Raw genomic sequence first — 14,228 nt, 5'->3', positions numbered from 1 at the left:
CGCCTTGTAGATGGAAGTCTGCCACAACCCGTAAAATCCCAGGATATAAACCATGGCAAGCATAGTGGAATAGCTGTAAACATGCATCACCGGCGAAGGCGATCCGGTAAGCACGTTGAATGCACCGATTACAACTGCAAATGCACAGTAGAGATTGTAAAAAACTACCACAAACAGAAGCCAGCCGACCTTTTCCCTGCTTTCAATGGTCGAAAATTCATGTTCCAGTCCCCGCCGGTGCCTTACCACAAGCATCACACTGCGACTGTTGTATATTATCCATGACAACACCGAAGTAACCGAAAAAAGTATCCTGAACCAGAGACTTTCATCCTGTTCAAAATAGCCGTCAAGCTCATAGGGTTCCCGGAGAAGGTAAGCAATCAGCTTTACAGATATATAGGGAAGAAGATGCAGGAGCTGTACCGGTCGAAGCCGGAAATCTTCAAGTGTCAGCGACCGGACATACAGGTAGCAGGCGGGATTGAACAGCAGAAACGAACTTGACAGGATAGGTTTGCCGAAAATCCTGTAATCTGCAGCATACAATAGAAATTCGATGGCAAGAAGTGATAGCCAGGCAGCAAGTATTCTGTCAGAATCACTCCTCTCCTTCTTGGCCAGTACCAGAATAGCCGCAAACATACCCTGGGAAAATCCCACCCAGGAAATTGTCTCCATCATATATTCAGGGATGAAATAACATTACCGAAGGCCTCAAGGTCACTCTCAGCAAACAGTACAAACCTGATCTTTTTCACATGCTTAAGGCCCGAAGAAACCTCAAAAATAGTGTTAAGCGCCACTTCAGCCGCATCATTAAGGGGATAGCCGAAAGCTCCTGCCGAAATGGCCGGAAAGGCAACAGATTCAATACGGTTCTTCTCTGCCAGCCCCAGGGCATTTCTGTAGCAGTCCGACAGCAGCCCGGATTCGGGTTTGTCTCTTCCGTAAACCGGACCCAGGCAATGAATGACATAGTCGTTAGGCAGTTTATGCGCACCGGTAATCACTGCTTCACCGGGCCTTATCGGTGCGAAAGGAAGACATTCCTTCTCAAGTCCGGGTCCGGCCGCCCTGTGAATGGCACCCGCAACACCGCCGCCTATGCGTAACTGTGCATTCGCAGCATTAACAACAGCTCCTATATCAGGCTGCGATGCAATATCACCTCTTACGAGCTCAATGGTTACACCAGACACTGTCTTTTCCATGACATTTCCTTTTTAAACGGATCGACATTTATTTAAAACGGGTTTATGGTATATTTACCATATTAAACAAAGATAATTCATCCGCAATATTAAAGCAATAAAACATCTTCTCAATGAAGGCACTTGTACTTGAAGATTACATGAAGCTGACCTATAAGGATGTACCCGACCCTGTACCGGGACCTGATGAGGTGCTTGTCGAGGTCAGGGCAACGGGTATATGCGGAAGCGACGTGCATGGTATGGATGGCAGCACGGGACGGAGGATTCCGCCTGTCATTATGGGGCACGAAGCCAGCGGTATTATCAGGGATACTGGTAGCAGAGTCGGGGACTGGAAAGCGGGTGACAGGGTGACATTTGACTCGACCATCTATGATTTGGGGGACTGGTACTCACGGAGGGGAAACTATAACCTGAGCGATGGCAGGATGGTACTGGGGGTGTCGACCAAAGAGTTCAAACGCGACGGAACATATGCAGATTTTGTTGCAGTCCCCAGCCACATCCTTTACAGGATACCCGAAAATGTCAGCTTTGCCAGGGCAGCCATGGTCGAACCGGCTGCAGTGGCGCTTCATGCCGTCAACCTTACACCGGTCGCCGTCAATGACACTGCAGTTGTTGTAGGCGCGGGAATGATCGGGCTTTTCGTTATACAGATGCTGAGGCTTGCCGGTTGCACCGAAATAGCCGCTGTGGATATTGACGAAGAGAAGTTGTCACTTGCCGAAAAACTGGGCGCTACCCTCATACTTGACCCCAAAAGGGATAATATAGCCACAGAGATAAAAAATATATCGGGAGGCCGCGGTGCAGATATAGCATTCGAAGCAGTTGGCATCAGCTCCACATTAAATACGGCCATCAGCGCACTGAGAAAAGGCGGCACGCTTACTATCCTCGGCAATATTTCCCCGTCAGTTGAAATACCACTTCAGACTGTTGTTACGGGCCAGTTGCAGCTTCAGGGTTCATGCGCAATAAACGGTGAATATGGCCCCGTGCTGGGCCTGCTGGAAAAGGACCTGCTTAATACCGATGTAATTCTTAGTGCCGAAGCACCTTTGGCAGAGGGGGCGGACTGGTTCAGAAGGCTTTATGGCAGGGAGAAGGGACTTAACAAGGTGATCCTTATCCCCTGACATGGAAACAGGAGACCGGAGGTATATCATGTAACCGGGGGTGTCCCTTGAGATAAGGTATCCCGTCAACGTGCAGATAATTCTGCCGGAACCACGTACTCAATAATTTCAAATCTAAAATACAGCATTTCATGGAACAAAAACTCAAAACGGGAATAATCGGATGCGGAAAAGTAGCCCATCTCCATGCAAGAGCACTGGTTAATGCATACAATTCAGACTTCAGGGCAGTCTGCAGCCGGTCGGCCGAAAACGGAAGTAATTTTGCCTCAGGTTACGGTGTTTCTTCATATACCGGAATAGAAGAGATGGTTGAAAAAGAGAAGCTTGACGTGGTTGTGATCTGTACCCCCCACCCCGCTCACCGAGGGCCGGCTGTCAGCGCTATGGTCGCGGGGGCCCATGTAATGGTGGAAAAGCCGCTTGCATCATCGCTCGAAGATTGTGACGCGATGATTGACACAGCCGGAAAAACCGGCAGAACCCTCGGTGTAATCAGCCAGAGAAGGTTTTACTCACCCAGCCTCAGGATGCACAAGGCAATAAAGGAGGGCCGTATCGGCAGTCCGGTGCTTGGAACAGTGATAATGCTGGGCTGGAGGGACAGGGAATATTATGAGAGCGACCCGTGGCGGGGTTCATGGGAGCATGAAGGTGGCGGCGTTCTGGTGAACCAGTCCCCACACCAGCTCGACCTGCTGCAGTGGTTCATGGGATCCCCCATAAGTGAGCTTTATGGTATGTGGGACAACTTCAACCACCCCTATATTGAGGTTGAAGATACGGCCGTTGCAGTACTCCGGTTTAAGAATGGAGCAATCGGAAATATCGTGGTTAGCAACTCACAGAAACCCGGTATCTACGGCAAGGTACACATCCACGGATCCAACGGTGCTTCGGCAGGAGTGCAGACAGACGGGGGTGCAATGTTTATTGCAGGCCGTTCAGGGATTGCCGAGCCGCCTGTAAATGACCTGTGGACAATCCCCGGAGAGGAAAAGATGCTGGAGCAATGGGTAAGGGAAGATTCTGACATCTTTAACTCGGTCGATGCCACTGAATACTACATTAGGCTGCAACATGAAGATTTCATCGATGCGATAATGAGCGGCAAAACACCTATGGTAACTGGAAGCGAAGGCCGCAAAACCGTTGAGATATTTACTGCACTCTACCGGTCTCAGAAAGAGCGCAGACCCGTCTGCTGGCCGCTGAATTCCTGACCGGTCCAATGCAGGACCTACATGACAATTAGGCGGGCAACCTTACCCTCATGGTGTCATATTGCCATGATTACGGTGCAATGCACTAAGCCGGTTTCCATTGGTATGAATTTTGGCGCATAAATACTCCAATTATGAAGAATAAAATATAACCTGCGCTGTTTGGCGCGGCAAAACCATGATAGTATGAGCAATTCTGACAAAAGCCAGCTCGTTCTGGTATCTGACATATATCCCGACAATATTTTTGTACTGCCACTGGAGAACAGGCCCGTTTTTCCCGGACTTACCCTTCCCCTGTCCTTTTCGGGGAAGGAAATGGTTGAAATTATTGAGCACTCGATTGAACACAACAACAAGTTTGTCGGGGTTTCCTTTATCAGGGAAACCAACGGTGAAGACATCCTGGATGCAGAACTGTTTGATACCGGAACCCTGCTTAAGATCCAAAGGATAGTAAACAAATCGGATGACGGAATACAGTTCTTTGGCCAGGCCGTTACCCGGTTCCATAAGATAAAGGAGATCAAGAGGGCCGGTATGGACATGTGGCAGGTACGGTATGAATATGATGAGAAGGATCCACCGTCAAATGAGCTTAAAGCCTATACTCTTGCCGTGATAAACTCGGTCAAGGAGCTCATAAAGCTCAACCCGATGTTCCATGAGCAGATCAAGCTTGCCCTTTCGCAGGTGGGTATGGAGAAACCAGGACTCCTGATGGATCTGGTGGCATCCTTCCTCACGGCCGACAGCGATAAGCTGCAGGAGATACTTGAGGCAACCGACCTGTTTGAACGGAGTGAAAAGCTGCTGTTACTGCTAAAGGAAGAGATAGAGCTAAACAAGATCCAGCAGGATATCCAGAAACAGATCGAAGAAAAAGTCTCAAAGCACCAGCGTGAGTTCTTTCTGAGGGAGCAGCTCAAGGTGATCAAAAAGGAACTCGGACTAGAAAAAGATGATAAATCGACCGAAATAGAGGGTTTTGAGAAGAAGATCAAACAGTTGAAGCTTACGCCCGAAGCAAAAAAAGTGGTCGATGAAGAGCTGGAAAAGATGAAGTCGCTTGAAAGTGGCTCAGCCGAATTCCAGGTCACCAGATCATACCTTACCTGGCTCACCGATCTGCCATGGGGCATTCATTCCGAAGAGAATTACGACCTTGTCAAAGCCGAAAAAATACTCGATGAGCAGCATTACGGACTTAACGATGTGAAACAGCGGATCCTTGAATTTATCAGCACTATTGTTAAAAGAGGGAAGGTTTCAGGTAGCATCATATGCCTGGTAGGTCCTCCCGGCACAGGTAAAACCTCAATTGGCAAGTCGATTGCCGATTCGCTCGGAAGAAAATTTTACAGGTTTTCACTGGGAGGTATGCGTGATGAAGCAGAAATAAAAGGGCACCGCCGCACATATATCGGCGCTATGCCAGGGAAGTTCGTCCAGAGCCTTAAACGCACACAGGTTTCCAATCCGGTGATAATGCTCGATGAAATTGACAAGATAGGCGCCAGCTTCCAGGGAGACCCTGCAGCCGCGCTGCTTGAAGTGCTGGACCCCGAACAGAACAGCGAGTTCCTTGATCATTACCTTGATGTAAGATTTGATCTTTCCAACATTCTTTTTGTCACCACCGCCAACCAGCTTGACACCATACCCAGGCCGCTGCTCGACAGGATGGAAGTTATAAAGCTACCGGGATACATTCTCGAAGAGAAAGTGGAGATCGCCAAAAGGTACCTAATACCCAAGCAGAGAAGGGAGCACGGATTAAAATCAGCCGAAGTCAGTATAACCGGAAAGGCGCTGGCCAGGATAGCCGACGGCTACGCGAGGGAAGCCGGTGTGCGCAATATGGAGAACCAGATCAAGAAGATAATGCGGAAGGCAACCCTTAAACAGGCACGGGAAGGTGTTAACAAGATAAATGTAAGCGGCAGGAACCTGGTTGAATACCTGGGCCAGCCTGTATTCTCTGCAGAAGAAATCTATAAGAAGGCCATCCCGGGTGTTACCCTGGGTCTGGCATGGACGGCAATGGGAGGTGCAACTTTGTATATAGAGGCCTCGGCCGTAAAAGGCAAATCGCAGGGGATAAAACAGACCGGCCAGCTGGGCAAGGTAATGCAGGAGTCAGTCGACATAGCATATTCATATGTCCGATCCCTCGGCAACAAGGAAAAGTCGTTAAGTGATTATTTCCGTTCAAACTTCATACACCTTCACGTCCCTGCAGGCGCAACTCCAAAGGACGGACCCTCGGCAGGAATTACCATGGCACTGGCCATCTATTCGCTTGCAGTCGGCAAAGGTGTAAGAAATGGTATTGGCATGACAGGTGAGCTTACACTTACGGGGAGGGTGCTTCCCATAGGAGGTGTCAGGGAAAAGGTTATCGCGGCAAGGAGAGTCAGGGTCTTTGAACTGATATTCCCGGCCGGCAACAAGAAAGACTTTGACGAACTGCCCGGATATCTAAAAGAGGGTATAATACCCCATTTCGTTCATAATTTTAACGATGTACTGCGTATAGCCTATCAGGGTTAAAAATATAGCCGTTACTTTTATTTTTCTTAACTTGCTGCATCACCTGCACCGCGGGAAACGGATTATCATGTAACCGCCGGATCAGTTTATATCAGTAATCATTGTTTAAAAGAACTAATATGAAAAAGATTGGCTTAATTACCCTGTTAGTATTCTTTTCTGCCTGTTTTGCACTTGCACAAAGCGGCAGCACAAAAGTGTTTACAATTTTCACCTCATATGGTTGTGGCTGCACAGGTTCAGGGGGTGCTCCTGAAACTTATACCACACATGAGGAGGTGCTGGATGAACTCCGGCAATCATGCGCAGGAGTTGATTTCATTGAATGGGAAGGCAACAATCCCTCGGCACTTGCCGAGCTGACAGACAACAAAGACAGATACGACGGAGTGCTGATAATCGGACGGCTGGATGGAGACTACAGGCTGGCTTTCACAGGATTGCCCACAATAGTCGTATATAACCTTTTCGAATTCATGGATGCTCAGCCCTATCATCTTTTTGCCACGGGAGAAATGCCTGAAGAGAGCGTGCTCAAGGGAGGTGACGGATACAAGGATGGCAGGATACTTACCGCCCAATTGGACAGGAGAAATCTTGCTTCGCCGGCTGTAAGAGATGCTATGTTCAATGATCTGGTTGATAAAATCAGGCTTATTCAGGTTGTGAGGGAACTTAGGCAAACCCGGATATTGATGATAAAAAATCATGAAAATGAAACAATTGCATCAGTGAATTACAGGGGTGACCATAACCAGTCTTTCCCCGAAGGTTTTAATGAAACTTATCTTTCAAATTTCACCGATCTCTTTGGTGTGGAAATTGTGAGCGTTGAGCCCCATGAATTTTTCGAGGCATATCAAAAAACAGATATCAGTAAAGCTGAAGAAATCGCGAATGAGTGGGTCAGCAATGCCAGAAAAGTGACAGCCTCAATGCCTGAGATTGTTAAAACTGCCAGGGCCTACCTCGCAATGGATGAGCTAAGGGAAAAGCATAACTGCAATGCGGTATCCACTCACATCCGCACGGTATCGGGAAGCGGAGAGCTGTCGGACAGGTTCTGGCCGGGAGTGGCCCTGGAACTTGGCTTCAAAACACGTGGTATAATGGCTGTATGCCAGAATTATCCCGATCTGCTGATCAGCCAGGTGCTGGCATACCTGATGACCGGCAGGCCAAGCATGCTTGCTGATTTCATGTATGATATCCATAACTCCACAGAGATTGTCCTGCACAGCGGAATACCAATCAATCCTTACGGAGATGAGCGCAGGGTTCCATACTCAATAGTGCCTCATGCCGAAAGTCCGGTACGGGATATTCCTGAAGAAGCCGGGTCTTCTACCGGACTTACAGCAGAATGGCCGGCAGGTGAGTCCGTTACCTTATGGGAGATACATTCCCTTCTCAAAAGGGTTAGGCTGCACACGGGTGAAATAGTTGATGGTCATTCCATTTATACCGGAGGAGAAGATCTGGATGATGTAATGTGTACTGCAAAGATCATAGTCAAGCACGACGATATAAAAAAAATTCAGCAGGAATTCCAACCCTATCTATATGGTATTCACCTTAATGCCACACTTGGTGATATGCGGGAGCAGCTTAAGGACATAGCTGTTTTTCTCGGACTGGCTGTGATAGAAACCGACAGGTAGATAATGACGCAGAACCAAAAACAATAAAACCAGATATACAGTTTCAACAATACAAATCATTAAAACTTCATAATTATGATAAGAAGAGATTTTTTGATCAAATCAGGCCTTCTTGGCAGCGCACTTTTTGTTCCTTCTGTCTCATCCTGCAGCAGGGCCATAGAGGAAAAAACCGAAAATATCCATGCACCGATAAGAAATAAGGTTAAGATGGCCATGCTTTCCCTGCAGAAGCAGAACTGGGAACACGGTATTGCCGCGCAGGCATTCGTTGAGAGCGGCGATGAAACAATGATGATCCTTATGGCCAGGGAAGCGGTTACAAGGCAGGGTGCCGACGGGCGGCTGGCAGTTATCAGCACCGCCAACGGCATAAACGATTCAGCCACACCGCTCGAAGCCGTGCTCAGGACAGCAGAAATAACCGGCGACGAAAGCATGAAGGAGGCGGCGGACAGAATGCTGGAGTACCTGTTCGAAAGGGCCCCGCGCACCGAAGAGGGCTACATACATCACTCCTATCATGGTCCTGAGCTGTGGGCCGATTCGATCTATATGGCTCCGCCCTTCGTCGCCTATGCCGGTTATCCCGAAGAGGCCTACCGGCAGGCAAAGGCCATTATTGACCGCTTGTGGATCGAAGAGGAAGCGCTGTTTGCATACCGCTGGAACGCCGAAACAGGCGAGATCAGCCATTCCAACCTTTGGGGACTGGCCAATGCGCATGCTATTGCCGGTATGACAAAGCTCATCGGCCACCTCCCTCCTGCCATGTCGGCCGAAAGCAATATACTCAAGGGGTTTGTCCGCCAACATCTGGAAGGCTGCCTCAGGTACATGAGAGACGACTATCTGTTTCACAACAACATAAATGAGCCATCCACCTTTGTTGAAACAAGTCTCGCGATGAGGGTGGCCGACTCCGTGTTCAAGGGTATAAAGGAGGGATGGCTTGAAAATGATTACCTGGATACCGCTTTAAATATCAGAACAGCCGTACACGAAAAGGTCGACGACCTGGGATATGTTACAGGTGTGCCCGGTCCGACAACCTATGCAAGGCCGGCATGGTCGAGTGAGGGCCAGGCATTCTTCCTGATGATGGAAGCCTCATACGACAAGCTTCAGATCTGATTATTCGCTATATTTGCAGGAAATATCCCGTCCGGCCCCGATCTTTGCGGGGATTATTGCCGTGTGCCGGCCAGACAAGCATAATTGCCAATGACAAGCCATATTGGGATCGAAAAGTTCATGGAGCTGCGCAAATCCCTGCCGGTAATTGATGTAAGGTCACCGCAGGAGTTTAACCAGGGACACATCCCCGGTGCCGTAAACATCCCCCTTTTCAGCGACAATGAAAGGAGTATCGTAGGAAAGGCCTATAAAAACAATGGCAGCCATGAGGCTGTTATGGCAGGCCTTGATATTGCCGGAAAGAAGCTCTCCTCCTTTGTCAGGGCCGCCCTCAGACGTGCACCCGGAAATAAGGTGCAGATACACTGCTGGAGAGGCGGAATGCGCTCTGAAGCCATGGGGTGGCTTCTCTCTTTTGCCGGATTCGATGTTTTTATACTTGATGGGGGCTACAAGGAATACAGGAGATATATCAGAAGCCGCTGGGAAGATCCCGTAATGCTTATTGCCCTTTCGGGGAAGACAGGGACCGGCAAGACCGATATACTGGACCAACTCCGGCATTTGGGGCAACAGGTTATAGACCTGGAAAAACTTGCATGCCACAAAGGTTCAGCTTTCGGCTCACTCGGACAACCCCCGCAGCCGACCAACGAACAGTTTGAAAATAACCTGGCAGATACATGGTTGTCCCTTGACAGATCTGAGGTTGCCTGGGTGGAGGATGAAAGCCGCAGCATTGGCTCTTTATTCATTCCCGACGCCCTTCACAGGAAGATCGCCGAATCCCCTGCAGTATGCCTTGAAATGCCTGATGAACTCAGGGTCGGGAGACTGGTAAGGGATTATTCCTCCTTCCCGGAACACCTTCTTACAGCCTCGGTGGAGAAAATAAAAAAGAAGCTGGGCAGACAGCATGCAGCTGCGGCAACAGAAGCCATTAAAAATAAAGATTTCAGCCTGGCTGCCCGGATAATTCTTAAATATTACGACAAAGCATACAGCTATGACCTTTCACAGAGAGACCCTGAAAGGGTTTTCATGCTTCAGACCGGCACGGCCGATCCTGCCGAAAATGCAAGGTTACTGACCGGCTTATGCCGGGAAAAGGGGTTGATCAGCACAGTCAAACCATAACCTGTCTGCCGAGATGGAAAAGATAATATACCTCGACTACAACGCAACAACCCCGGTACACCCGGAGGTTGCTGAGGCTATGCGTCCTTACCTGGCCCATGTTTACGGTAACCCGTCAAGCATCCATTCATTCGGTGCAGATGCAAAAAAGGCAGTTGAGAAGGCACGTCAACAGGTTGCAGCTCTTATCAACTGCTATCCCGACGAGGTTGTGTTCACCAGCGGAGGTACCGAATCCAACAATTATGCCATCAAGGGAGCAGCATTCGGCTACCGCGACAAAGGCAGCCACATTATAACCACAGCAATCGAGCACCCTTCCGTTTCAGAGGTTTGCCGGTTCCTTGAAACTGCCGGACTCAGGGTAACATATGTAGGAGTAGATCAATATGGCATGGTTGATCCTGATGAGATAGAAAAGGCAATAACGAGGGGCACCATACTGATATCGGTAATGCATGCCAACAATGAGACCGGCACTCTGCAGCCTGTTGAAGAGATCGGCAAAATAGCAGGAAAGCATGGTATCCTGTTCCATACCGATGCCGCCCAGTCCCCGGGAAAGATCCCTGTCGACGTAAGAGAAGCGGGTACCGGCCTCCTCTCGCTTGCTGGCCACAAGTTCTATTCCCCGAAAGGGATCGGTGCGCTGTTTATCAAACGCGGAATAAAGCTGCAAAGCCTGATGCATGGTGCGGGCCATGAAACAGGGCGCCGTGCCGGCACCGAGAATGTGCCCGAAATAGTGGGACTGGGAAAGGCGGCTGAGATCGCGCTGAGGGACCTCGGTACCAATGCCACCCATATGAAAGAGATGAGCGACAGGCTGTTTGCAAGGCTGTCAGAACATTTGCCCGGCATCAGGCTTAACGGGCATCCCGAAAAGAGGCTGCCAAACACCCTGTTTGTAAGCTTTCCGGGGGTCAGCGCCAATATGCTGCTGGACGGACTTCCCCTGCTGGCGGCTTCAGCCGGAGCGGCATGCCACGGGGCAGACACCAGCATATCGGGTGTGCTGAGGGCCATGAATGTTGAGGATGAGCTTGCATTGGGAACCGTCAGGTTCTCTGCGGGCAGTTTTACAACAGCAGATGAGATTGACAGGGCTGCCGGGATGATCATTGAAGCCGTCAGGAGACTTGGCAGTAACGGTTATGATGAAACAGCAGCAGCCGGCGAAGGTGAGCCTGTAAGGCTGACCCGGTTTACGCGTGGACTAGGTTGCGCGTGCAAGATCAGGCCGCAGTACCTTGAGCGAATTCTGAAAGATATGCCCCTGGTATCCGATAAAAATGTGCTCCTGGGTGCCGGCACCTCCGATGATGCTGCAGTGTACCGCATTGACGAAACAACCGCCCTGGTGCAATCGGTCGATTTCTTTACCCCCGTGGTTGACGATCCTGCAGATTTCGGCGCCATTGCAGCTGCCAATGCCCTGAGCGATATCTACGCCATGGGTGCAATGCCGCTTTTCGGACTGAATATAGTGGGCTTCCCGAGCAACAGGCTGCCCGAACAGGTACTCAGGGATATCCTGAAAGGTGCAGGTGATAAATGCCGTGAAGCGGGTGTCAGCGTGCTCGGCGGACATACGGTTGAAGATACCGAGCCCAAATTCGGAATGGTTGTCACAGGCATCGTTCACCCGGGCAAATTCATCACCAATTCGGGGGCAAAACCGGGAGATGTGCTTGTCCTCACCAAGCCCCTGGGAACCGGAATTATATCCACCGCCGTGAAGCGCCAGCTGGCCGGCCCGGAGCTTGCCCTTAAAGCGGTGGCTGTAATGAGCTCTCTCAACGCCGGGGCGGCCAGGGCTATGGAAAAGTTCCCGGTAAACGCCTGCACCGATATAACCGGATTTGGGTTGCTCGGACATCTCAAAGAGATGGTTTCAGCTTCCGGGGTACAGGTACATATAGAATCGTCAGAAGTGCCTGTTATCGAAGGAATATTTGAACTGGCAGCAGCAGGCGCGGTACCCGGTGGCACGGTCAATAACCTGGAATATGTATCGGGTATCACCAGATGGAACGAAAATGTGTCTGAAACCATGAAACTGATCCTGTGCGATGCGCAGACCAGCGGGGGATTGCTGGTTTCATTGCCGGCAGAATATGAGAGGCAGTTCATTGAAAGACTGCACAAGGTAGGAGTTTCCGCTGGTGTTGTCATCGGTAAGGTGACCGGCACGGGCCGTGCAGAAATTACTGTTACCTGACCAGATGCTCGCCCCGGTAGTCTGTATGACCGGCCCCGGCCTTGCCGGAATTACTGTTGTCTGGCCTTAAACTCACATCTTCCGAATTAAAAAAAATACTGATATATTTGCTGGCCGGCTTTAATCCCGGCCGGTTCATCTTGTAGAAACCCCAAATCAAATACTGCCCTGAAACCGGTAACGCTGACAATTTAGCAGAAACATGCACGTATGAAGCACGACAGGTTCACGTGGCATTGAATTTATAAACCTGATCATATGAAGACCATTCTATTTTGCACCTTTATGCTGATTGCCGGACTCCTTCATGGTTCCGGCCAGAACTCCGCCATAGGACAGGTTGATCCTGTTGTTGAGAGAATAATTGAAATCGGACTGACCGACAACCGAACCATGGAACATCTGGATGTCCTGTCAAACCGGATCGGCGGAAGGCTTTCCGGCTCCGACGCCTACGCGAATGCTGCCAGGTGGGCCGCATCAAAATTCAGGGAGTGGGGCATGATAGTCGAGATGGACGAGGCGGGCGAGGTGCCGGTAGGTTTTAACCGCGGGCCATGGTTCGGCAGGATGATAGGGGGAGACGGTATGACCCTTCATTTTGCAACACCTTCGTACACATCGGGAACAATGGGGGTACAAAGGGGACACGTGGTACTCGAGCCCAAAACCCTTGCCCAGTTTGAGCGTATGAAAGGAACGCTTAACGGGGCATGGGTACTGATTACCGGCACAAATGACGGCTGGCCCGTAGATATTTCCGATGAGGCACATGAACGCAGGCAACGTATAATTGAAAGGAACGAAGAGACAGAGCAACGGAACAATGAGATCAGAAGGGCAAATTTCGGCAGGCCCGAAGAGGAGCACCAGGAACTGATACCGCTCGAAGATGAACCTGCCCTTTTGTACCGTGAAATGGTTGAAGCGGGTATTCTGGGAGTCATACAGAAGTCGGCCGTGCCCATAAGGGCGCTTTATGACCGGAGAAACCTCGAAGATATGAGTTTCGACAACCTTCCCTCAACACCCGATATACGGCTCAACGAGCATCAGTTTGCCATTATTGAGCAGATGGCAGGGGAACGCATCTATTTTCAGCTTGAATTTGACATAAGGAACCACTTCAAGCCAGGACCGGTCAAATACCACAATGTAATAGGGATTATTCCGGGCACTGAGTTTCCCGATGAGTATGTCATCATGGGAGGTCACCTTGATGCTTTCGATGTTGCTACAGGGGGAGTGGACAACGGTTCAGGCGTGTCGCCTGCAATGGAGGCTGCGAGACTGATCATGGCTGCCGGAGGTAAACCCAGGCGTACCATACTCGTATGTCTCTGGGCTGCAGAGGAGTTCGGACTTATCGGGTCAAGGCACTGGGTTGAACAGAATGAGGAGAAGCTGGACAGGATAAGCAACATGTTCAACCGCGACAGCGGCCCACTTGTGGCAAGCAGTTTGAGCGTTACCCCGGCAATGTGGGATGATATGGAAAGGATCACCGCGCCGCTAAACAGTATAAACCCCGATTTCCCGTTTGAGCTCAGGGAACACACACCCCGCAGTATTCCCGCAGTGGCGAGAGGCACAGACAGCGGGTCATTTGCGGTAAAGGGAGTGCCAATTATGACATTCGGACTGTCAGACCCGAAAGGGTATAATTTCCAGTACGGCGAGATATGGCACACCGAGCGCGACCTTTACAATATGAGCATTGCAGAATACCAGGAGCATACATCAATTGTTACTGCGATTGTGGTGCTTGGAATAGCAAACCTTGACCATCTTCTGCCCCGGGAAGGATACTGGATTGAGGATTGATCCTTTTGGCGGACTGCCATTGGTTCGCCGGCGAACTGCCTGTAGTTGCAGTCCCCGCCTCTGCCCGGTAATGATCACTCTGCCCGGTAATGATCACTCTGCCCGGTAATGAT

At 50.1% G+C, this 14,228-nt stretch carries 10 protein-coding genes; 8 read left to right on the top strand and 2 right to left on the bottom strand.

The window, feature by feature from the left end:
* Positions 1-684 (bottom strand): hypothetical protein (locus EA408_04025; GenBank protein TVR73795.1); only part of this gene is annotated, 684 nt, incomplete at its 3' end.
* Complete coding sequence (locus EA408_04020) at positions 681-1,214, bottom strand: macro domain-containing protein (protein ID TVR73794.1); 534 nt, start codon at positions 1,212-1,214, stop codon at positions 681-683. The genes EA408_04025 and EA408_04020, both read right to left, overlap by 4 nt.
* A 113-nt stretch (positions 1,215-1,327) precedes the next feature.
* Here EA408_04020 and EA408_04015 point away from each other — a divergent pair, with 113 nt between their 5' ends.
* The 8 genes from EA408_04015 to EA408_03980 all read left to right on the top strand — a co-directional run bounded on the left by EA408_04015 (position 1,328) and on the right by EA408_03980 (position 14,115).
* Positions 1,328-2,359 (top strand): galactitol-1-phosphate 5-dehydrogenase, encoded by a 1,032-nt coding sequence (locus EA408_04015; GenBank protein TVR73793.1) that lies wholly within the window; start codon positions 1,328-1,330, stop codon positions 2,357-2,359.
* Between the two features lie 131 nt (positions 2,360-2,490).
* Positions 2,491-3,582: a gfo/Idh/MocA family oxidoreductase gene (locus tag EA408_04010; protein TVR73792.1), complete on the top strand. Its 1,092-nt coding sequence runs from the start codon at positions 2,491-2,493 to the stop codon at positions 3,580-3,582.
* A 186-nt stretch (positions 3,583-3,768) separates the two neighbouring features.
* A complete protein-coding gene (lon, locus tag EA408_04005; protein TVR73791.1) occupies positions 3,769-6,135 on the top strand; it encodes an endopeptidase La in 2,367 nt (788 codons plus the stop codon).
* 101 nt (positions 6,136-6,236) lie between these two features.
* A complete protein-coding gene (locus EA408_04000) occupies positions 6,237-7,796 on the top strand; it encodes a hypothetical protein (GenBank protein TVR73790.1) in 1,560 nt (519 codons plus the stop codon).
* A gap of 75 nt (positions 7,797-7,871) precedes the next feature.
* Positions 7,872-8,930: a glycosyl hydrolase gene (locus EA408_03995; GenBank protein ID TVR73789.1), complete on the top strand. Its 1,059-nt coding sequence runs from the start codon at positions 7,872-7,874 to the stop codon at positions 8,928-8,930.
* Positions 8,931-9,020: 90 nt separating this feature from the next.
* On the top strand, positions 9,021-10,070 hold the full coding sequence (gene mnmH / locus EA408_03990) for a tRNA 2-selenouridine(34) synthase MnmH (protein ID TVR73788.1): 1,050 nt from the start codon (positions 9,021-9,023) through the stop codon (positions 10,068-10,070).
* A gap of 13 nt (positions 10,071-10,083) precedes the next feature.
* A complete protein-coding gene (gene selD, locus EA408_03985) occupies positions 10,084-12,291 on the top strand; it encodes a selenide, water dikinase SelD (protein TVR73787.1) in 2,208 nt (735 codons plus the stop codon).
* 285 nt (positions 12,292-12,576) lie between these two features.
* Positions 12,577-14,115, top strand: coding sequence for a M20/M25/M40 family metallo-hydrolase (locus tag EA408_03980; protein ID TVR73786.1), 1,539 nt, complete (start codon positions 12,577-12,579; stop codon positions 14,113-14,115).
* Positions 14,116-14,228 lie beyond the last annotated feature (113 nt).

The organism is Marinilabiliales bacterium (assembly GCA_007695015.1).
GTDB lineage: Bacteria > Bacteroidota > Bacteroidia > Bacteroidales > PUMT01 > PXAP01.
This window is presented reverse-complemented; position numbering and strand designations above follow the sequence as displayed.